This window comes from Pseudomonas taiwanensis (assembly GCF_013393345.1).
Lineage (GTDB): Bacteria > Pseudomonadota > Gammaproteobacteria > Pseudomonadales > Pseudomonadaceae > Metapseudomonas > Metapseudomonas resinovorans_C.
The window spans coordinates 65,441-86,289 of the sequence record NZ_QJRF01000075.1 but is presented as its reverse complement, the minus strand read 5'-3'; the positions used below and the strand labels follow the sequence as shown (position 1 = coordinate 86,289).

Genomic DNA, 20,849 nt, shown 5'->3' with positions numbered 1-20,849 from the left:
GGCGGGATAAATGTGTAGGTGTGTGCACTCAATGCTGCTTGGCGGCCGTAGGTTGGGTAGAGCGCAGCGAAACCCAACGAGGGGCCAGCAAGTAATGACAACTTACTGGTTTGCACGGTGGGCGTACCCCTGGAAGGGGCATTTATTGATGTGTGAAGAGACGGGTTGGTTCAGGCCGGCGGCGTGGTGGGGACTGTCTTGGTTGACATAGCCGCGCCTCATGAACCAGCAATTTGCGCGTTAATGAGGCGATATCAGCGCATCGTCAAGTCCTGGCCAAGTACAGGGTTCAGCCTCACTCCCTCACATTCATGTGGTCGAGCGCCCAGGTGATGTAGTCCTCAGGATGGGTGTATCGGGTCACCAGTTCTGATGCACTGAGGCCGATATCGATGGTGATGCCGCGCTGTTCGCGAAGACTGTCATAGGTGGCTTTGATCGCCGCGAAATACGCTGCATGGCCGTCCACTACGATGCGTACGCCGAGCTCTGCCAGGCGGTGGTCATCGCGCAGCTCCGGATTCCCGTAGGTGACCAACATCAGCGGTACGCGCAGGTTTTCAGCGATTGCTTCGAGATGAGTGAAATCTTTCACACCGACCAGGCAAATTCCGTCAGCGCCGGCATCCTGGTAGGCGCGGGTACGGTGGACAACATCGGCGAGCGGCTGCACTCCGGCGTGGGTGCGGGCAATGATGGACAGGGCCTTGTCGTCGCGCACTTCCTGGGCGGCGCGCAGCTTGCCGATGCCTTCCTCGACATTGATCAGGTCGTAAGATTTGCGTCCGAACTGGGCGGGCAACAGTGTGTCTTCCAGTGTGAGCGCGGCTACACCAGCGCGTTCGAGCTCAATCACCGTTCGCATGGCGTTTAGGGCATTGCCGTAGCCATGGTCGGCGTCGGCGATAACCGGCAGCCGGGCGACCCGGCCAATACGGGTCGCCTGTTCGACGAACTCGCTTAGGGTGATCAGCGCGATGTCAGGTGCGGCGAGCACTTGCAAGGAGGCGACCGAGCCTCCCAGGATGCTGACTTCGAAGCCCAGGTCGGCGGCAATGCGTGCCGACATAGGGTCGAACACGGAGGCCGTGTGATAACAGGCGGGGCTTTCAAGCAAGGCACGGAAGGCGCTGCGCAGATCGTGGTGACAGGCTTTTTGCATGATCTTATCCCTCGGGTCTTTATCGAGCCTTACTACCGGTCACGCTGTGCAAGACATGTACCTGACGGTCGAGATGTTGGTAGGTCGCCGATTCGACCGGAGTGAGTGATGGGCGAATGGAGGAAAAGCGCCGCAAACCAGCGCAAGGAGGGCGGAAACTCGCCGTAGCCAGTCCATGGCCTTCCTTGCGCGGGCAGTTGAAGAGATGGCGATCACGGCTCCGGCCTGGATCGCCCTACGTCACTTGATGAAGCGCACTTGGCTGTTGATCTTCTCGATGACAGCGCCCTTGCGTTCGTTGAAGCGCGCCTTGTTCTGCTCGAAAAGGTTATTGCCCTTGGTGTCGATGGAGATGATCAGGGGACCGAACTCACGAACTCGGTTGACCCAGAGCGTTTCCGGCATGCCCAGGTCCTGCCACTCGGCGCGTTCGATTTCCTCTACCTTGGTGGCGGCCAGTACTGCGCAGCCGCCGGGGAATACCGCGTGTACGGCCTTATTCTCCAGGCATCCAGCGGTGGTTTCCGGGCCCATGCCGCCCTTGCCGATGATCAGCTTGACGCCGGTTTCCTCGATGAACTGCCGCTCGAACTTCTCCATGCGCATGCTGGTGGTCGGGCCGATGGAGACCATCTCGAAGCTGCCGTCGTCCTTCTTCTTCACGATGGGACCAGCGTGGAAGATCGCCCCACCGCGCAGGTCCACCGGCAGTTCGCGCTTGAGTTCGATCAGGCGGCGATGCGCCACGTCGCGGCAAGTCACCAGTTGGCCGGTCAGGTAGACCACATCTCCGACGTTGAGGGCCGCGAGGTCTTCATCCTTGATCGGGGTCGAAAGAACTTTTTTCACAGTACTACTCCTTCGTGGGAGAGGATGTCGTAGGAGAGGTCGGCGTTGATGCGGATCTTGCCGCGACGGTGTGCCCAGCAGCCGGTGGAGACGGCGACGCCGATGGTCGAAGGGTGGCGCGCCGAGGATTCGATGTTCACACCCATCACGCTGCTATTGCCCGTCAGCCCCTGCGGGCCAATGCCGATCTCGTTGAGCCCTTCCTCAAGAAGCTTTTCCATCATCGCTGCGTTCGCGTTGGGGTGGCTGGAGTCCACCGGGCGCAGGATTGCCCGCTTCGACAGGCGCGCTGCGGTCTCTACCGAGGTGGACACGCCGACACCGACCAGTAGCGGCGGGCAAGCGTTAACGCCACGTGAAGTGATCACGTCGAAGACGAATTCCGTCACGCCCTCGTAACCCTGGCCGGGCATCAGCACCTTGGCCGATCCCGGCAGGGTGCAACCGCCACCGGCCATGTACACGTCGATCAGTGCATAGTCGGCGTCGGGAATGATTTCCCAGTCGAGCCATGGGATCTTCGAGCCGGTGTTGGTGCCCGTGTTCTTCTCGTCGAAGGTCTCCACAGCGTTGTGGCGCAGCGGTCCTTTTATGGTGGCTTCCAGGGTTGCGTTCTGCAGGATGCCTTCCAGCTCACCCAGCAGCGGGAAGCGGGCGCCAGCGGAGATGAAGTACTGGATGACCCCAGTGTCCTGGCAGCTCGGGCGGTCCAGTTTGTCCGCGTAGTCCTGGTTCTCGGCCATCGAGTCGTAGATCTCGATCGCCAGAGAATTGGTTTCCGCGGCGCGCAACTTCGCAGTCTTCTCCTTCACGTCTTTCGGCAGTCGTTTGCCGATGTAGGCGGTGAACTTGGCCATCACGTCGGTAAGCGATTGAACGGCTGATTGGTTATCCACTTTGATTCTCCTCACTGCATCACAAGGCGGTTCTGTTGGAATTCCGTTGGCGAGCCTGCTGAACTAGGCGCCGCTGGCTGTCGTTACCGGCTTTACGGTGTGGTTTGGCGCCGATGATTCCTGCGCCTGGTTCTGTTCCGGCAGGTCGGTACCGTTCAGCACCTTTTCCATTCGGGATTTGTCGAGGGCACCGACCCATTTCGCGATCGCCATGGTCCCGACCGCGTTGCCGATGGTGTTGGTGATAGCGCGCGCCTCGGACATGAAACGGTCGACTCCGAGCAACAGCACCATGCCGGCGACCGGGATGTTGTCCAGGGAGGCCAATGTCGCGGCGAGGGTGATGAAACCGGAGCCGGTGACGCCTGCCGAACCTTTCGAGGTGAGCAACAACACGCCAAGCACGATCAATTGGTCCATCAAGGAAAGAGGGGTATTGGTGGCCTGAGCAATGAAGATGGCCGCCATGGTGTAGTAGATGCACTGGCCGTCAGGGTTGAAGGTCAGCCCAGAGGGGATCACCAGGCCTACCACCGGCTTGGACACGCCGACGTTCTCCAGCTTGTTCATCAGCTGCGGCACCACCGATTCCGAGGAACTGGTACCAAGCACGGTGAACAGCTCTTCCTTGAGGTACTTCAGGAACTTCCACAGGCTGAAGCCGGATAGACGAGCGATGAAGCCGAGGACGATGACCACGAACAGGAAGCAGGTCAGGTACATGGTCGCCATCAGTTTTCCGAGCGAAACGATCGAGCCCAGTCCGTACTTGCCGACGGTGAAGGCCATCGCGCCGCAGGCGGCCAGCGGTGCGACGCGCATGACCATGCCAACGATGTAGAACATGCCGTGGGAAAAGGCTTCCAGCACATCTACCATCGGCTTACCGCGCGGGCCCAGGTGAGACAGGGCGATGCCGAACAAGGTCGAGAACAGCAGAATCTGTAGGATCTCATTCTTGGCAAAAGCATCGGTGACGCTGGCAGGAATGATGTGCAGCAGGAAGTCGGTGAAACTGCCGGAGCCACTCGCCGCAGTCGCCGTGTAGGAGGCGATGCTCTTGGTGTCGAGGGTGGCTGGGTCAACGTTCATCCCCTGGCCGGGCTGCACAAAGTTGACCACGACCAGGCCCAATATCAGGGCGAAGGTCGAGAGGACCTCGAAGTAGATCAGCGCACGGACGCCGACCCGACCGAGTTCCTTCATGTTCTCCATCTTGGCGATGCCGAGCACAACGGTGGCGAAGATGATCGGTGCAAAGACCATCTTGATCAGCTTGATGAAGGCATCGCCGACCGGCTTCAGGTCGGCACCAAATTGCGGCCAGAACACACCGAGCAGGATGCCGATGGTTACGCCGATCAGGACCTGGACATAGAGCTTTCCTAGGAATCGCTTGGCCATGGTTTTCTCCGAATTATTGTTGTGAGTCGGATTTGGGTTTCACCCGGGCGGCTTTACCGGGCTATGGCGGGCAAATGCCCCAGCGTTCGTGTGGGCAATTCACGGAGTCAAAGTTAATGGTTTCCCAAAAATTGAGTAATACAATGAAAGTTATTTCATTGTTTCTTTGGAGTTACTAATGAGCCCGGTATCCGAATTGGCCTTCTTCACCCACTTGGTCAGGCTTGGCAGCCTTGCGGCCACGGCGCGTGAGCTGAACCTGACGCCACCAGCGGTCTCCAAGCGGCTGGCGCAGTTGGAACAGCGATTGGGTGTACGGCTGCTCAATCGCACAACGCGTAGCATCAGCCTCACCGCCGAGGGCGAGCTCTATCTGGTCAACGCCCAGCGAATCCTCGGCGAAATTGAGGAAATGGAGAGCCAGATCGCAAGCAGCCGGGCGGAGCCCAAGGGGCTCCTACGGGTAAACGCGCCGCTGGGCTTCGGTCGTACCCATGTAGGGCCGGCGATTTCTTCCTTTGTTGCGCGCTACGCAGAAGTCGAGGTGCAACTGCACCTGACCGACCGGCCGATCAATCTGCCGGACGATGCCATCGACGTCGCCATCCGCTTTGGTGAGTTACCCGACTCCCGGCTGATCGCCCGCAAAATCGCCGCCAATCGACGTCGCCTGTGCGCAGCACCCGTCTACCTGGAGCGCTTCGGTACGCCGGAGTCGCCCAAGGACTTGATGCGGCACAACTGCATCGTCTTGCGCCAGAACGATGCCGCCTTCGGTATCTGGCGGTTCAGTCGAGGCAAGCAAAATGAATCGATCAAGGTACGTGGTGGCCTCAGCACCAATGACGGCGAGGTGGCATTGAATTGGGCGCTGGAGGGGCACGGTATCTTGATGCGCGCCGAGTGGAACCTTGCCAGTCATCTGCGAGATGGTCGTCTGGTAGAGGTATTAGGGGAATATGAAACGCCGCCTGCAGACATCTATGCCGTCTATCTGGAGCGCCTCAACCTGTCTGCAAAGGTGTCTCTTTTCGTCGATCACCTGCGCGACGTTTTCAAGCACAAAGCGAATGGACAGAGCGATAGCCTCGTCAAATGGCGGTGACGATCCCCCCGTCAAAACAATCAGTGCCAATACACATCGTCTTCGAGCGCCTCGGCTGGCCGGAGAGTTCCAACAAAAATCCCCATGGTGCATGTTGCCCGTGATGGCAGGCGGCTATTGATCAGAAGCAGCCCCCATTGCCACCCCGTTTATACTCTTGCAAGGCCACCTCCTACAGATACTTCCGACTCTCTTTCCTCCTCCCTACAGAGAACTTTCCTACAGCCCGTTAGCCTTGAGGCCCTACGCGCGCCATAGCTAGTGTCCCCGCCGTCACGGTCAATCCCGTGGCTGGGTTTGGCGACCCGACATTAGCAGGCGCGATAGCGCCAGCAAGGTGCTTGCGAGAACGGCGGAGGTTCTTGCAGGTCCCCGCACGAATGCAGAAAGCCTGCATCGCTTTATGGCAGATCGCGCGGGGAGACCTTCGGGTCTGCCGGGTTCCTGCTAACCGGTTCGCCAACCCCGCGCGATTTGCCACCCACGTTTGGCGACGCAGGTGGCAACTCTTTCTCTTAGCAGGAGTACCACCATGCACGACGCATACACCCCCATCGTTTTCTACCACCAATCCCACCGCCTGCGCGCCCTGATGGTCGACAACCAGCCCTGGTTCGTTGCCCATGACTTCGCCCGGCTGATCGGCCACCCCAATTCCCTCCCCCTGCTCCAGGCCCTGGAGCCTCACGAGCAACAAAGCCTTCGCCTCGGCTACACCCACGACTTCCATGAAGAGGTGACGGCCATCAGTGACATCAGCGCCTACAAGGTGCTGTTCCAGTTTGGCGGGCCTGTGCATGGCGAGGTCGGCCGTTGGCTGAGTGAAGTGCTGGTGCCGACGCTGCATGACTATCACCGGGTGCCGGATGCGGCGCCGTGCCGTGATGTTCTGAGCTACGAGGGCGGGCGCATTGGTGTGGTGCGTTGGCAGGGCGAGGTGTGGGTGGCGTGGCGGTATTTGCCGGTGTTCATGACCTCGGGCAAGGAGGTGTCGGAGTGAGCATCGACCTTGAGGAACGTAGGCTGCGAGAGCTGCTGGACCGTCTGGATTCGCGGCTGCATACGGTGCAGATGATTGTGGAGATCGTGCTGGACAATGCGGCGCTACGGGAGGGGATTCCCGGGCCCTATCTGGACAACATCAAGGAAAGCGCGCTGGTGGATGCGTTGATTCATCTGTCTCGCAGCAACCTGGAGGACTTCTGGCTGTTGGTGAAGATGGAGGAGTTACCGTTGGGCGTGAGGTGAGTTGAGGTGTGGGATGGCCCCTCTTCCGGGATTGGAGGGGGGCCTTTGGGTTGGGCCGGTTACCGGCGGCGAATCCAATCAAATTGCCAAATTTAACCTAGTAGGTTAGCGTGACTTTTATGGAAAAAAGGACTCCACACTGCAAGCTTTCCGTCGTGAGAGCTTTGGTCGAAGCAGGGAAAGTACGCGCCACAATGTCTGCGCTGGCTGGCGGGGCGTCGTTGGGATTCGATTTTGAAGGAATCGTCAGGGTTGTCAGGGCCCTGGCCCCGGCAGACTTCTACAAGAGCATGAGCACGCACGCCGATCACAAGATTTGGCAAGACGTGTACCGAACTGACACGAAAGCCGGAGAGGTTTATCTAAAACTCACGGTCATTGATGACGTGCTCATCGTGTCCTTCAAGGAGCTATGAACATGAAATGTCCATCTTGTGCAGCGTCGGAACTGGTGCATGACACCCGTGATATGCCGTACACCTACAAGAACGAGTCGACCACCATTCCGACAGTTACCGGTGACTTCTGCCCGGCTTGTGGCGAGACGGTTCTCGAAGCAGCCGAGTCGGCCCGCGTCAGTGCGGCGATGCTGGAATTCAACAAACAGGTGAATGCTTCGATTGTCGATCCAAGCTACATCGCCAGCGTTCGCAAGAAGCTCGCACTCGACCAGCGTGAAGCGGCCGAGATTTTCGGCGGTGGAGTCAATGCATTTTCACGCTACGAGAACGGCAAAACCAAACCGCCGTTGGCTCTGGTGAAACTACTCAAGATACTTGATCGCCACCCGGAACTATTGAACGAAGTCAGGACGACCTAGCCTTGCCCGTGAGATTGGGGGAAGCGCACCGTCACCCGTCTACCGAGGTGCCAAAGCCCGCATTGAGCGGGCTTTTTCGTGCCTGAAGGATAGCGCTGGCTTAGGGGTTGTTCGCGAGCAGAGCTCGCTCCTACGGTGGTTATCGCGTGCCGGTCTGCGCTGCCATTGGCGATCCCTACAGATGGGCGGATCTGGGGAGGGCCGCCATGCATCACAGTGTGTCTGAAATGCATCGAGATACATGGGCATCGATATGGCCCGGTAATCGACACAGGCCAGATAAGTCGCACTGTTTAACTGCAAGCCAGAAACGCAGGGGACCGCGCCCCTTGACCACTCGCTTGCAACGGAGACATCGCCATAACTTCACCAAGCCCATCATCGACGCCGACGCCCTCTGAAACGCAGACAGGGCAGGCTCGCTGCCACCGGCGCGCCTGGTAGCAGCGAGGCTCGATTCAGCAAATGCTCAGAAAATGAGCCAATTCAGCCTGAATGCATCTAGAAAACTGATTATTCAAGATAACGGAAAAAGCTTTTCCACTTGACGTAACCACGCACTGATCAAATGCATAACTCATTGTTTTTATAGAAACTAAATCAACCATCAATAGCATCGATAGCAACCATTACGCAGCATCACTTCTTCATCGAAATCACATCAGTAACATGAGCCCCATAGACGAGTTCCAACCCCTTCCAACCAAGGTGACCAAAATGAAAAAGCAAATCTTCGCCAGCCTGTTCATCGCCAGCCTGTCCGCTTCCGCTTTTGCTCTGTCGGTTGCCGAGGGTGGTTCCGACCGCACTTCCATCCACCGCGTCGCCGAAGGTGGCGCTGACCGCACCAGCATCCACCGCATTGCAGAGAATGGCTCCGAGCGCTCCGAGTCCCTGCGTGTGGCTGAAGGCGGCTCCGACCGTACCAAGGCCTTCGATGTCGCCGAGAATGGTTCCGAGCGCTCCCAGGCCCTGCGCGTGGCCGAAGGTGGTTCCGACCGTACCAAGGCCTTCGATGTTGCCGAGAATGGTTCCGAGCGTTCTCAGGCCCTGCGTGTCGCTGAAGGTGGTTCCGACCGCACCGCGGCTTTCCAAGTAGCTGAAGGCGGTGCCGACCGCACTGGCGCCAATCGCATCAGCTAACTCCCGGAGCAGTTCAGAGGCAGGCAATTCATGATGTATGCACCTCGAAAGGCAGAAGGCGCCACCTGTGGCGCCTTCTTTCTTTTTGGGGAATGCGAAATCTATGGGAGCGGATTTGGATGGGGTTGTTCGCGAGCAGAGCTCGCTCCTACGGTGGTGATTGCGTGCCGGCCATTTGGGGCAGCTGCGCTGCCCTTAGCGAATGAATTCGCCCCCACAGAAGAAAGAGCAGGAGAGCAGCGGGGATCAGGTGCCGTAGACCTTCTGAGCCGGGACGGCTTCGGCCAGCAGGTGTTCAACCACCTCGCCCACTTCACCGGGTTGGTAGCGTGCGCCCTTGTCGAACTCGGGGCCACGGCGCCAGCCGTCGGCGATGGAGAGCTTGCCGCCTTCCACCTCGAACATCCGGCCGTTGACCGCCTGGGAGGCTTCGGAGCCCAACCAGACCACCAGCGGCGCGACGTTCTCCGGGGCGAAGTGGTCGAAGCCGTCTTCGGGCTTCTTCATTACGTCGGCGAACACGTCCTCGGTCATGCCCGTGCGCGCGGCCGGGGCCAGGGCGTTGGCGGTGATGCCGTAGCGCGCCAGTTCGGCGGCCTGCACCAGGGTCAAGGAGGCGATACCTCCCTTGGCGGCGGCGTAGTTGGACTGGCCGACGGAGCCCTGCAGGCCGGCGCCGGAGCTGGTGTTGATGATCCGCGCCTTGACCTGGGCACCGCCCTTGGACTGCTCGCGCCAGTGCTTCACGGCGTGGCTGGCGAGGCAGAAGTGTCCCTTGAGGTGCACCGCCATCACAGCGTCCCAGTCGGCTTCGGTGAGGCTGGCGAACATGCGGTCGCGGCAGATCCCGGCGTTGTTCACCAGGACGTGCAGGTCGCCGAAGGCCTCGATGGCCTGGCGCACGATTTCACCGGCAGCGGCGTAGTTGGTGATGTCGCCGTTGTTGGCGATGGCCTGGCCGCCGTTGGCGCGAATCTCAGCGACCACGGTTTCGGCGGCCGGCAGGTTGATGTCGTTGACCAGGACCTTGGCGCCTTCAGCGGCGAAGGCCAGGGCATAGGCCCGGCCCAGCCCGCCGCCGGCGCCGGTGATGATGACGGAGCGGTCTTTGCAAATTGGCATGGGGAGTTCTCCGGTGAGTTCGTGCGGGGGTTGGTTGCCCTCACCCCAGCCCTCTCCCAGAGGGAGAGGGGGTTTTGTCCGTGCGGGGGTTAAAGCCGCTCGATAATGGTCACGTTCGCCTGGCCGCCGCCTTCGCACATGGTCTGCAGGCCATAGCGGCCGCCGCTGCGTTCCAGCTCGTGCAGCAGGGTGCACATCAGACGGGTGCCGGTGGCGCCCAGGGGGTGGCCGAGGGCGATGGCGCCGCCGTTGACGTTGGTGCGCTCATGGGGGTAGCCGGTTTCCTTCAGCCAGGCCAGGGCGACCGAGGCAAAGGCTTCGTTGATCTCCACCCGGTCGATGTCGTCCAGCTTCATGCCGGCGCGCTTCAGCGCGTACTCGGTGGCGGGGATCGGGGCGGTGAGCATCCATACGGGGTCGTCGGCGCGCACGCTGATGTGGTGGATGCGGGCGCGGGGCGTCAGGTTGTAGCGTTTGAGCGCGGCCTCGGAGACCACCAGCATTGCGCTGGCGCCGTCGCAGGTCTGGCTGGATACGCCGGCGGTGACGCGGTCGCAGCCGAACAGGATTTCCAGTTCGGCCATCTTGTCCAGGCTGGTCTGGCGCGGGGTTTCGTCATGCTCGACGCCGGCCAGCGGGACGATCTCGCGGGCGAAGCGGCCTTCAGCGATGGCGTGCAGGGCGCGGCGATGGGACTCCAGGGAGTAAGCCTCCAACGCCTCGCGCGACAGACCCCAGCGCTCGGCGATCATCTGCGCCGAGCGGAACTGGGTCGGCGGCACCTTGCCGTAGCGCTTCACCCAGCCTTCGGAGCCGGAGAACGGGTCGGTAAAGCCCAGCGGCTCTGCAGCGGTCATGGCCGAGGAAATCGGAATCTGGGTCATGGTCTGCACGCCACCGGCGATCACCACGTCCTGGGTGCCGCTCATCACGGCCTGGGCGGCGAAGTGCACCGCCTGCTGGGACGAGCCGCACTGGCGGTCGATGGTGGTACCGGGCACAGCCTGGTCGAGGCCGGCGGCCAGCCAGCAGGTGCGGGCGATGTCACCGGCCAGCGGGCCGATGGTGTCGACGCAGCCGAAGATCACATCGTCGTAGTCGGCGTCGGGGATGGAGTTGCGCGCGACCAGTTCGCGCAGCACATGGGCGCCGAGGTCGGCGGCGTGGATCTTGCTCAGGCCACCCTTGCGCCGGCCGGTGGGGGTGCGCAGGGCGTCGACTATGTAGGCTTGCGGCATGAGGTGGTCTCGGATGGTCAGGATTGGAGTAAAGGAAAACTTCCCTCACCCCCGGCCCCTCTCCCGGAGGGAGAGGGGAGACAAGCGGCCCGTGCCGGATTCAACCACAGCACGGACAGCCCCCTCTCCCGCTTGCGGGAGAGGGTTGGGGTGAGGGCAGGAAGGGTCAGAAGGTATTCCCAGCCCCCGGCTGGACAGCGCCGGAAAACAGCGCTTGGCGTACCCGCGCCTTGTGCCAGCCGCGGTCGCCCCAGACTTTGTCCAGGGCCCAGGCGCGTTTCATGAAGAGCTGCAGGTCGACTTCCCAGGTGTATCCCATGGCGCCGTGGGTCTGGATGGCGTTCTTCGCCGCGAGCAATGCTGCCTCGGTGCAGGCGAGGCGGGCGTGGGAAACCTGTACGTCCTGTTCCGGAAGGTTCTGGGCGACGGCATGGGCGGCACGATAGAGCGGGCCTTTGGCGAACTCGATCAGGACCGCGACGTTGGCCATCAGGTGCTTCACGGCCTGGAAGGAACCCACCGGCTTGCCGAACTGCTTGCGCTCGAAGCTGTAGTCCACCGCAAGGTCGACCATGCGTTTGGCCAGGCCAAGCAGCTGGGCGGCGGTGCCCAGCGCGCCTCGGTTTTTCGCAGCCGCCCAGAGCGCTCGACCCTGTTCGCCTTCGGCCACACAGGTTTGCGCGCTCGGCGTCCAGTCGACACGGAACAGCTGGCGGCTCGGGTCCACCGATTCGTTGCGGGTGAGCTTCACCTGCTCGGGCAGCACGGCGTGTACTTCATCGCCATGGGGCAGCAGCAACAGATCGGCCACATGGGCGTCCGCCACCAGCGGGTTGCCCGGCTCGCCCACAGCGATTCGAGCCTTGCCCTCGGCGATGCGGGTCAGCCATTCGCCTTGCAGGTCGAGCTGGTTCGTCAGGGCGGCGAGCAGCGGCACGCCGATGAGCATGGTGTCCACCAGGGGCTCGGGCAGGCCCGCGTAGCCACACTCCTGGGCCAGCAGGATGAAGTCCAGTTCGTTCATGTCCAGGCCTCCGAAGCCGTCCGGCACGGTCAGGGCGGTGAGGCCCAGTTCCGTGAGCTGGGCCCAGAGCTCGTCGCTGCGGCCGCTCTCGGTGCGCCAGAGCTCGCGGATGCGCTCCGGGATCACTTCGTTGGTGAGGAAGGCGCGCACATTGTCCTGGAACAGCAGTTGGTCGTCGCTGAAGGTGAAGTCCATGGCGCGCTCCTCAAGCTCGCGGCATGCCGAGCATGCGCTCGGCGATGATGTTGCGTTGAATCTCGTTGGTGCCGGCATAGATCGGGCCGGCCTGGGCGAACAGGAAGCCGTCCAGCCAGTGACCGACCTCGCCGGCATCCGGCGCGTGGGGCAGCAGTTCGCCGCGCAGGCCGAGGATCGACAGCGCCGTCTCGTGCATGCGCTGATCCAGCTCGGACCAGAAGATCTTGTTGGTGGAGGATTCCGGGCCGATCTTGCCGCCCTTCCCCAGCCGCGAAGCGGTCATGTAGGTGTTCAGGGTGTAGGCCTCGGCGTCCATCCAGGCGCGCATCACCGCTTCGCCGATGGCCGGGTCGAGGTCGGCCTGCTCGCGGTTGGCCAGGTAGAGCTGCACCAGACGCCGTGCGGTTTCCTGGAAGCGCGCCGGCGAGCGCAGCATCAGGCCGCGTTCGAAGCCGGCGGTGGACATCGCCACATGCCAGCCCATGCCTTCCCCGCCCAGCACGTTATCCACAGGCACTTCCACGTCGTCGAAGAAGATTTCGGCGAAGCCCGGCAGGCCGTTGAGCTGCGGGATCGGGCGCACGGTGATGCCGGGGCTGTTCAGCGGCAGGAGGATGAAGGTCAGGCCGTGGTGGCGGCTGGACTGAGGGTCGCTGCGGAACAGGCCGAACAACCAGTCGGCCCAGACGGCGCGGGTCGACCAGGTCTTCTGGCCGTTGATCACATAAACATCGCCCTTGCGCTCGGCGCGGCAGCGGATGGCCGCCATGTCGGAACCGGCGTTCGGTTCGGACCAGCCCTGGGCCCAGATTTCTTCACCGGTGGCCATCTTCGGCAGGAAGCGCTCCTGCTGCGCGGCGGTGCCGAACTCCATCAGGGTCGGGCCGAGCAGGAAGATGCCATTCTGGTTGACCCGTGCCGGGGCGCCGGCGCGGTAGTACTCCTCTTCGAAGATCAGCCACTCGATCAGGTCGCAGCCGCGACCGCCGAGTTCCTTGGGCCAGGTCACCATGCCCCAACGACCTTCGTTGAGCTTCGCTTCCCAGGCGCGGTGCTGGCGGAAGCCTTCTTCGCAGTCGAAGGATTGCAGCTGTTCAGCCGGTACATTGGCCGCCAGCCAGGCGCGGACCTCCTCACGGAAGGCCCGCTGTTCGGATGTGTAGGTCAGTTCCATGGCTTTAGCCCTTGAAGGTGGCAGTGCGCTTGTCGACGAAGGCATCGCGGGCTTCCTGGGAATCCAGCGAGCGATAGGCCTGCAGGGTGAAGCCCTGCTCCCAGCGGTATTTGTCTTCGAGGTTGCCGTCCTCGATACCGGTCAGCGCCTCCTTGGCCAGGGCGATCATGGCCGGGCTCTTGGCGGCGATCTTGCGAGCGATGTCCAGGGCCGCCTCACGCAATTCAGCGCGGGGTACCACGCGCTCCACGGCGCCCAGTCGGTACGCCTCGGCCGCGTCGATCATTTCGCCGGTGAAATACATGTGGCGCACTTTCTGCACCGGGAACAGGCGCTGCAGGTGAGCGCCGCCGCCCATGGCGCCACGGTCCACTTCAGGCACGCCGAAACGCGCGCAGTCGGAGGCGACCAGGATGTCCGCCGCGCCGCACAGGCCGATGCCGCCGCCGAGGACGAAGCCGTGCACGGCAATGATCACCGGCTTGGGATTGCAGTGGACCGCCTTGAAGCTGTCGTAGTTGCCCTTGTTGACGGCGACGATCAGATTGCCGTCAGCCGCCAGTTCCTTGATGTCGACGCCGGCGCAGAAGCCCCGCCCCTCGGCACGGATGACGATGACGCGCACCTCGGCCAATGCGCCCAGGCGTTCCAGCTCGGCGGCGATCGCGGCCCAGCCCTTGCTGTCGAAGGCGTTCACCGGCGGATGGTCGAAGACCATCTCGGCGATGCCGTTGTCGAGACTGACGTTGAATGGTGTTGCCATGGCCTTCTCCCCTCAGGATGCACGGCGGCACAGCTCGGCGAGTCGCTGCTCGGCCTGCTGCACGATGGATTCGATGAGTTCGGCACAGCCCGGCAGGCTGTCGATGCTGGCGGCGATCTGTCCGGCGGGGAGCACGCCCGCTGCCGGCAAGCCCTCGACCATGGCTTTCTGGATCACCATGGGCGCGTTTGCGGCCATCAGCGTCTGCGCGGCGGTCAGGCCATCTGCGCCGCCGAGCTTCAGGGCGCTGCCGAGCAACTGGCCGATGCTGGCGCCACTGTGGCGGCGGTAGGCCAGGGCACTGCGCAGGGCCAGCAAAAGGCGCTTGAGGCCGCCGGAGCGTTCCAGACTGTCGAGCAGCTCGTTGCGGATCATCCGCTGCGGCATGCCGTCGATGGCGCGGCTGACGATGATGGAGGCCGGATCACGCACCTTCAGGTAGCGCTCCAGGGTGGCCGGCGGCACCGGGCTCTCGGCGCTCATCAAAAAGCGCGTGCCCATGGCGATACCCTCGGCGCCGAGGGCCAGGGCCGACACCAGGCCGCGCCCGTCCTTGAAGCCGCCAGCGGCGACCACCGGAACTTCGACGGCATCCACGACCTGGCCGAGCAGGATCGAGGTGGGAACCGAACCGGTGTGACCACCGCCCTCCCCGCCTTGCACGGTCACGGCGTCGGCACCCATCTCCACGGCCTTCACTGCGTGCTTCAGGGCGCCCACGGTGGGTATGCAGACGACGCCTGCATCCTTCAGCCGGGTGATCATCGCCTTGCCGGGCGAGCGGCTGTAGCTCACCGCGCGCACGCCGTGCTTGAGCACCAGTTCGACGATCTCGCCGGCGTTGGCCTGGTACATGTGGAAGTTGACGCCGAACGGCTGGTCGGTCAGCCGCTTCGTCTCGAGGATGGCCGCTTCCATGTGTTGCGGTTCGATGGTGGCCCCGGCGAGGAAGCCGAAGCCGCCCGCGTTGCCGGTGGCCGCCACCAGTTTCGGATCGGCCACCCAGCCCATGGCGGTCTGGATGATCGGGTAGCGGCAACCCAGCAGTCGGGTCAGGCGGGTATCGAGTGAAATCGCCATCACGCCTCCGACGGGTTGCGCTGGGACTGCGCCATGCCACGGGCGTCGTAGCCGCCGAGCTTGTCGCCGCTGACCAGTTCGTTGTGCACATGGGCGAAGTGATGCAGGCCGAACACCATGTCCATGGTGGCGCGCTTGCCCATCAGGTCCTCGGCGTTGTTCACCGCCTGCTTGGTCAGTTGCAGGCCCAGGCGCGGCATCTGCGCAATGCGCCGGGCCACGTCCAGGGTCACGTCTTCCAGCACGTCGCGCGGCACCACCTTGTTGACCATGCCCATCTGGTACGCACGCTCGGCGCCCATGCGTTCACCGAGGAAGAGGAATTCCTTGGCGATGCGCGGATTCAGTTCGTGCACATGGGCGAAGTACTCGACGCCTGGAATGCCCATGCGCACCACCGGATCGGCGAAGTAGGCGTCTTCCGAGGCGATGATCAGGTCGCAGACCCAGGCGAGCATCAGGCCGCCGGCGATGCAGGCGCCCTGCACCATGGCGATGGTCGGCTTGGGCATGTCGCGCCAGCGCCGGCACATGCCGAGGTAGACCTCCTGCTCGCGGGCGTAGAGGAATTCTCCACCCGGCTTGTTCACGTGGTCGTACCAGAGGCTGGTGCGTTCGAAGCTCTGGTTGACGTCGCGGCCGGGCGTGCCGATGTCGTGACCGGCGGAGAAGTGCTTGCCGGCACCGCGCAGGATGATGACCTTGACCGCGTCATCGTCGCAGGCGCGGCGGAAGGCGGCGTCCAGGGCATAGGTCATGCGCGAGTTCTGCGCGTTGTGGTACTCGGGGCGGTGCATGGTGACCAGGGCCAGCGGCCCTTGCACCTCGTACTGCACCACGTCTGCTTCTGCGGCCTGTTCGTGGCTCATGTGTGCGGCTCCGCCTCAGTGGGTCATGGCCGGAGCGCGGACGCCCGGCGGATTGTCCTTGAGCTGGCTGGCACGCAGGTTGTGCGGGTCCAGCTGCTGGATGAGGATCAGTTGCTCAAGGGTCGGTGCGGCGGTGGTCGGGATGGAGTCCGGCACGTGCAGCGGGAAGCTGGTAGCGGCCTGCACGTCTTCCACGCTGACGCCGGGGTGCAGGGAGCGGATGCGCATCTGCCGGTCCGGCCCCTGGAAGTCGAGTACGCAGAGGTCGGTGACGATCATGCGGATATCGATCTCGTCCAGCGACCAGCCACGGGCGAGGCGCTCGGGGTTGTAGCCGACCGACGCCACCACATCCACTTCGCCATCGACGAACACGCGCTTGTTGTGGCTGGACACCATGAACGAGTTGGCGTGGCTGATGGAGTTGCCGGGGAAGCCACGTACGCCGAGCATTTGCGACTTCGGTTTGGCGTGTTCGCCGATGCAGGAGATGTTGGCCTGGCCGAAGCGGTCGATCTGCACCGGCCCTACCAGGGCATGGCGCTTGCCGCTCCAGACGTTATCGAAAATGCGCGAGAAGCCCATCCAGCTGTCGAACTTCGGCTGGTAGCCGCCACGCGGGCCGATGGGTACCGGCTCGGCGACCATGAAGGCTTCGGAGTCGGTCATCATCAATTCGGCATTGGAATTGAGCATCGCCAGCGACGCGGCCAGGCGCTGGAGCACGCCGATACCAGTGGCGAGCACCTCACCGTCACCGGCGAACGCTTCGGAGGCGGCGCAGATCATCAGTTCAGCGAGGCTGTAGGGTTGTTTGGTGGCAGTCATCTCAGCGTCCTCAGAAAACCGGGAGCGGCAGTTGGCGGATGGCATCCAGGCCACCTACACGCGCGAGGTACTCCGCTTCCCCGCAGTTCACGTAGCGCTCCATGTAGGCCTGCCAGCCATCCGGCTCGGTGGCCGAGGCGTTGTAGGCCTTGAAGTGAGCGGTATCGAAGCCGTAGAGCGGCGCACAGGACGACGGATGGGCGCCGCCCGGCAGATGCACCACGGCGCTGGTGCGGTTGCGCTCCCAGAACACCTGGCGGGCGCGGGCCGGGTCCTCATGGAACCAGGCACTGTCGACCAGTTCGTCGCAACTTACGAAGGCCTTCTGGGCAGCGCGCACGAAAAGGTCGTCCATGTAATGGTCGGGACCGGCGATCTGGCAGACGCCACGGGCGTCGGCGCGGTCGACATGGACGAGTGCCGCATCGAGTTTCAGCGCCGGCATGGCGACCCAGTCGCGGCTGTCGTCGTAGGGTGAGCTGACCAGTTTCAGCTCCGGGTTGATGCTCAGTACGTCGGTGCCCAGGCCCACGGCGGTGGGAATGAACGGCACGCCCATGGCCGCGGCCTTGAGGCCGAGCAGCAGCATGCCTTCGTCGATCTCCATGACCTGCACCGCGCCGTCCTGGCGGGCCTTGCGGAAGTAGGGTTCGAGCGGGATGAAGTCCAGCGACACGAAGGCGTAGACCAGCTTCTTCACCTTGCCGGCCGCACAGAGCATGCCGACGTCGGCACCGCCATAGGCGACCACCGTGAGGTCCTTGAGGTCGGAGCGCAGAATCTCGCGCACCAGGGCCATCGGCTTGCGCCTGGGGCCCCAGCCGCCGATGCCGATAGTCATGCCGTCGCTCAGCTGGCCGACGACGTCGGCAGCAGTCATGCGTTTGTCCATGGGGGCGGCTCCTTATTGACGGCCGACGCTGAAGTCATGGCCCCAGTGGCTGACCACGGTGCTCTCGAAGGGGGTGTGGCGCTCCCAGTCCATGACCTTGCCGCCACAGCCGTACTCCAGGTCGAAGCCGCCTGGCGTCTGCATGTAGAAGCTGGTCATGTCGTCGTTGGTGTGGCGGCCGAGGGTGGCCGAGAGCTTCACGCCGCTGGCGTGCATGCGATCCAGGGCGCGGCCCACGTCGTCCAGCTCGCCCACTTCCACCATCAGGTGCACGCAGCCCGAAGGAATCGGGCACTCGAACAGCGCCAGGGAGTGATGGCGACCGTTGTTGCAGTGGAGGAAATGGATGCGCTTTTCCGGCTCGGCCGGATCAGGGGTGAAGCGCACTTTCATCAGGTCGGAGAGACCGAAGCCCATGACCCGCTCGTAGAAGTCCAGGCAGCGGTCAAAGGAAGGTGCCGGCAATACGGCATGACCCATACCGAGGTCGCTGGTAATGAAACCGCTGACACCGACCGGGGAGACGAAGGGCGCGAAATTCTGCTGCGGGCCCCAGAACAGTTCGTGGCGGTTGCCATCCGGGTCGGCGAAGCGCGCCAGTTCCTGCACCTTGCGGCCGGCGGCGTCGACAGCGCTGGCGCGCTGGACCTGCACATCGGCCTGTTGCAGCTCGGCGATGGCCTGTTCGAAGGCGGCCTTGCCGGCGACTTCCCAGCCGCAGGCGCCATAGCCGTCGTGGTCGGCACGTTCCACCAGGATGCGGTAGGGGCGTTCGTCCATCTTCAGGTAGAGCCGCTCGTCCGCGACGGCATCCACCATCATGCCGAGCACCCCGGTGGCGTAATCGCCCCAGCGCTTCAGGTCTGTCGAGGCTACGGTGACGTAACCCAGGCCACGGATATCCATGCGGTTCTCCTCATTGTCGTTATCGCCGCGCACTCGGGGCACGGGGCACTATGGGGATGGATTAAATCCGCAGGTCCAAAGGGGGGCATCGTCCAATGGGACTAGCGCGAAAGGCACGTAGGACGGGGGCTCTGGCGCTTGTAGAACGGGGTATCGGGGGGAACGCGAGCGGGCGTTGGGGGCGGCATTGAAATCGCTACCGGCGTTCCAATTCAAAAGTCGGACCAGCGAGCTCTGTTGCCCAACTTATTTTGTTTCTGAAGTGTTTCCCTGAAACTCGACAGAAACAACTCAATTACAGCCATTTACATACCCAACAACAGTCCTTTACATGCCCTTAAAAAGAACATGAACTACGGAATACTTCATGCCAATCAGCACCTTATAAAACTACCAATCATCTTTAAATTGGCCATTTATCAGGCACCACAAAATACTTCTGGCGGCATCCAGGTTCTTCCTTAATATCCGGCCTCGGGGGTTGTTCAAGTGTTTAAACGAGGAAGAAACATGAAATCCGCAATTAGCACCACTGCCTTCTCCAGCCTGTTGTTCTCTCTTGTCGCGCTGACCTCTTTCCAGGCCACAGCTGAAGGAGGCAGCGACCGGCTCATCCAGCACCAGGAGCTGCAAGCACAACGCGTGCAGAAGACCCAGGACGAAAGCGAGCGTTTCGCCCAACTGGTCGAGGAAAAACCCACGGCGGCCGGGTCAGGGACCGCGACGGAAGCGGCTGAACCCGCACAGAAATCCCGCTATCAATCACGCATCCATCATCGGCCAGTGGTGTACGAGTAATCGGTCGGCAACAGCTTCCCCTCCTGGTCCGCCCGCCCCGCACCAGGAGGGGAATCAGCAGGATTCGATTCGCATCCATAGGGTCCTTCGCCGTCTCCATTGTCGGAAAAATCTGGTGGGAATTTCCCGCTGCCGGAAAGACTGTCGGCGCAGTAATTTAGCCGGCGGATCATTCTCGAGAGATGGCAATGGACTCACTCACCCAGGCGGTGCTCGGCGCCACTATCCAGGGGGCGCTGCTCGGGCGCTGGCAAGGACGCAAGGCGCTGCTCTATGGCGCCATGCTCGGCACCTTGCCGGACCTCGACGTGGTGATCCGCTACACCGATGCGGTGGCGGCGATGACCTATCACCGCGGCTTCAGTCATTCGATCTTCGTGCTCTCGGCACTGGCGGCCCTGCTGACCTTGCTGGTACGACGATGGCGCCCCAATCCGGCGTATACCACCCAGCGCCTGTTCCTCGCGCTCTGGCTGGTGCTGGTCACCCACCCGCTGCTGGACGCCTTCACCAGCTACGGCACCCAGCTGTTCTGGCCGATGCAGACGCCGCCCATCGCCTGGTCGAGCATCTTCATCATCGACCCGCTCTACACCCTGCCCTTGATCGCAGCCGTGATTGGCGGAGTGCTGTTCGGCTTGCGTGGACGCAAGCCGCGCCTGCCGGTTGCGGCGCTGGCCCTGTCGAGCCTCTACCTGCTCTCCAGCCTTGGCGGCAAGTTCATGGCCGAACAGCGGGTGTATGACGTGCTGGAGCGGGACGGCATCCGCCCGCAAACCATCTTCAGTGCGCCCACGCCATTCAACACCCTGCTCTGGCGCGTGACCGTGCTGGACGGCGAGGACTACCACGAAGCGCTGGTCAGCTGGTTCGACGACGCGCCCCCCAGGCTCGAACGCATCCCGCGCGGCACCGACCTGGCTCGGCGCCTGCGGGACTCCCCCCAACATGTGCGCCTGGCCTGGTTCACCCACGGCATCCTGCGCTACGACCAGATCGACCAGATGCTGGTGGTCACCGACCTGCGGCTGGGCATGACGGGCTTCCATCCGTTCCGCTTCATCCTCGCGGAACAGCGCGACGGCCGCTGGCAGCCGGTAGCGGAGGCACGCCGCTGGCCGACCAGCCGGGGCGACCTGGAGCGCCTGAAATTACTCTGGCAGCGGATCTGGCACGAGGATCAGGTGATTCCCCTATCCAGCTGGGCGGGATTGCTGCAGCGCTAGGGAATTCACTGGGTCGCCCCGCCCTCATGCCACTCGCCTGGCGGCCGATAAACACTCCAGCGCCACTTGTTGCTGGACTACCCTTGCCAGCATCCGGCCAATCC

At 62.8% G+C, this 20,849-nt stretch carries 22 protein-coding genes; 8 read left to right on the top strand and 14 right to left on the bottom strand.

All coding sequences use genetic code 11. The features are described 5' to 3' along the window. Window positions 1-295 precede the first annotated feature (295 nt). The 4 genes from DM872_RS26960 to DM872_RS26945 form a co-directional block, all read right to left on the bottom strand. Window positions 296-1,162, bottom strand: coding sequence for an isocitrate lyase/PEP mutase family protein (locus DM872_RS26960; RefSeq protein ID WP_179062271.1), 867 nt, complete (start codon window positions 1,160-1,162; stop codon window positions 296-298). Window positions 1,163-1,402: 240 nt separating this feature from the next. Next, window positions 1,403-2,011 carry a L(+)-tartrate dehydratase subunit beta gene (gene ttdB / locus DM872_RS26955; protein ID WP_077524644.1) on the bottom strand — a complete coding sequence of 203 codons (609 nt, stop codon included), beginning with the start codon at window positions 2,009-2,011 and terminating at the stop codon, window positions 1,403-1,405. Then, entirely contained in the window at window positions 2,008-2,907 is a 900-nt protein-coding gene (gene ttdA / locus DM872_RS26950; RefSeq protein ID WP_179062270.1) for a L(+)-tartrate dehydratase subunit alpha, read from the bottom strand. Before ttdA ends, ttdB begins: the two co-directional genes overlap by 4 nt. A gap of 63 nt (window positions 2,908-2,970) precedes the next feature. After that, the gene (locus tag DM872_RS26945; RefSeq protein WP_179062269.1) at window positions 2,971-4,311 is read right to left on the bottom strand and encodes a dicarboxylate/amino acid:cation symporter; all 1,341 of its coding nucleotides are present in this window, start codon (window positions 4,309-4,311) and stop codon (window positions 2,971-2,973) included. 178 nt (window positions 4,312-4,489) lie between these two features. On the opposite strand from DM872_RS26945, the gene DM872_RS26940 reads away from it, so the two are divergent. The 6 genes from DM872_RS26940 to DM872_RS26915 all read left to right on the top strand — a co-directional run bounded on the left by DM872_RS26940 (window position 4,490) and on the right by DM872_RS26915 (window position 8,627). Continuing rightward, entirely contained in the window at window positions 4,490-5,416 is a 927-nt protein-coding gene (locus DM872_RS26940) for a LysR family transcriptional regulator (RefSeq protein WP_179062268.1), read from the top strand. Window positions 5,417-5,948: 532 nt separating this feature from the next. Then, window positions 5,949-6,416 (top strand): BRO-N domain-containing protein, encoded by a 468-nt coding sequence (locus DM872_RS26935; protein ID WP_179062267.1) that lies wholly within the window; start codon window positions 5,949-5,951, stop codon window positions 6,414-6,416. After that, complete coding sequence (locus DM872_RS26930) at window positions 6,413-6,664, top strand: hypothetical protein (RefSeq protein WP_179062266.1); 252 nt, start codon at window positions 6,413-6,415, stop codon at window positions 6,662-6,664. The genes DM872_RS26935 and DM872_RS26930 overlap by 4 nt, the downstream gene beginning before the upstream one ends. Before the next feature lie 119 nt (window positions 6,665-6,783). Beyond that, window positions 6,784-7,080 carry a type II toxin-antitoxin system MqsR family toxin gene (locus tag DM872_RS26925; RefSeq protein ID WP_179062328.1) on the top strand — a complete coding sequence of 99 codons (297 nt, stop codon included), beginning with the start codon at window positions 6,784-6,786 and terminating at the stop codon, window positions 7,078-7,080. A gap of 2 nt (window positions 7,081-7,082) precedes the next feature. Next, entirely contained in the window at window positions 7,083-7,484 is a 402-nt protein-coding gene (locus DM872_RS26920) for a type II toxin-antitoxin system MqsA family antitoxin (RefSeq protein WP_179062265.1), read from the top strand. A 717-nt stretch (window positions 7,485-8,201) separates the two neighbouring features. Next, a complete protein-coding gene (locus tag DM872_RS26915; RefSeq protein WP_179062264.1) occupies window positions 8,202-8,627 on the top strand; it encodes a hypothetical protein in 426 nt (141 codons plus the stop codon). Between the two features lie 246 nt (window positions 8,628-8,873). On the opposite strand, the gene DM872_RS26910 is transcribed toward DM872_RS26915, so the two are convergent. The 10 genes from DM872_RS26910 to DM872_RS26865 all read right to left on the bottom strand — a co-directional run bounded on the left by DM872_RS26910 (window position 8,874) and on the right by DM872_RS26865 (window position 18,721). After that, window positions 8,874-9,749, bottom strand: a complete 876-nt coding sequence (locus DM872_RS26910; RefSeq protein ID WP_179062263.1) for an SDR family oxidoreductase — start codon at window positions 9,747-9,749, stop codon at window positions 8,874-8,876. Window positions 9,750-9,838: 89 nt separating this feature from the next. After that, window positions 9,839-10,987, bottom strand: a complete 1,149-nt coding sequence (locus DM872_RS26905; RefSeq protein WP_179062262.1) for an acetyl-CoA C-acetyltransferase — start codon at window positions 10,985-10,987, stop codon at window positions 9,839-9,841. Between the two features lie 166 nt (window positions 10,988-11,153). After that, entirely contained in the window at window positions 11,154-12,206 is a 1,053-nt protein-coding gene (locus DM872_RS26900) for an acyl-CoA dehydrogenase family protein (protein WP_179062261.1), read from the bottom strand. A 10-nt stretch (window positions 12,207-12,216) separates the two neighbouring features. After that, window positions 12,217-13,383, bottom strand: a complete 1,167-nt coding sequence (locus DM872_RS26895; RefSeq protein WP_179062260.1) for an acyl-CoA dehydrogenase family protein — start codon at window positions 13,381-13,383, stop codon at window positions 12,217-12,219. A gap of 4 nt (window positions 13,384-13,387) precedes the next feature. Then, window positions 13,388-14,146: an enoyl-CoA hydratase family protein gene (locus tag DM872_RS26890; RefSeq protein WP_179062259.1), complete on the bottom strand. Its 759-nt coding sequence runs from the start codon at window positions 14,144-14,146 to the stop codon at window positions 13,388-13,390. Window positions 14,147-14,158: 12 nt separating this feature from the next. Next, window positions 14,159-15,226 (bottom strand): NAD(P)H-dependent flavin oxidoreductase, encoded by a 1,068-nt coding sequence (locus DM872_RS26885; RefSeq protein ID WP_179062258.1) that lies wholly within the window; start codon window positions 15,224-15,226, stop codon window positions 14,159-14,161. Continuing rightward, complete coding sequence (locus DM872_RS26880) at window positions 15,226-16,095, bottom strand: enoyl-CoA hydratase (RefSeq protein ID WP_179062257.1); 870 nt, start codon at window positions 16,093-16,095, stop codon at window positions 15,226-15,228. The genes DM872_RS26885 and DM872_RS26880 overlap by 1 nt, the downstream gene beginning before the upstream one ends. Window positions 16,096-16,110: 15 nt before the next feature. Next, window positions 16,111-16,923, bottom strand: a complete 813-nt coding sequence (locus DM872_RS26875; protein WP_179062256.1) for a CoA-transferase subunit beta — start codon at window positions 16,921-16,923, stop codon at window positions 16,111-16,113. Window positions 16,924-16,933: 10 nt separating this feature from the next. Next, window positions 16,934-17,815: a CoA transferase subunit A gene (locus DM872_RS26870; RefSeq protein ID WP_179062255.1), complete on the bottom strand. Its 882-nt coding sequence runs from the start codon at window positions 17,813-17,815 to the stop codon at window positions 16,934-16,936. A gap of 12 nt (window positions 17,816-17,827) precedes the next feature. After that, window positions 17,828-18,721 (bottom strand): VOC family protein, encoded by an 894-nt coding sequence (locus DM872_RS26865; RefSeq protein ID WP_179062254.1) that lies wholly within the window; start codon window positions 18,719-18,721, stop codon window positions 17,828-17,830. A gap of 510 nt (window positions 18,722-19,231) precedes the next feature. Here DM872_RS26865 and DM872_RS26860 point away from each other — a divergent pair. Both DM872_RS26860 and DM872_RS26855 read left to right on the top strand, forming a co-directional pair. Continuing rightward, window positions 19,232-19,519, top strand: a complete 288-nt coding sequence (locus tag DM872_RS26860) for a hypothetical protein (protein ID WP_179062253.1) — start codon at window positions 19,232-19,234, stop codon at window positions 19,517-19,519. 188 nt (window positions 19,520-19,707) lie between these two features. Then, window positions 19,708-20,745, top strand: a complete 1,038-nt coding sequence (locus tag DM872_RS26855; protein WP_179062252.1) for a metal-dependent hydrolase — start codon at window positions 19,708-19,710, stop codon at window positions 20,743-20,745. The last annotated feature ends 104 nt before the right edge of the window (window positions 20,746-20,849 follow it).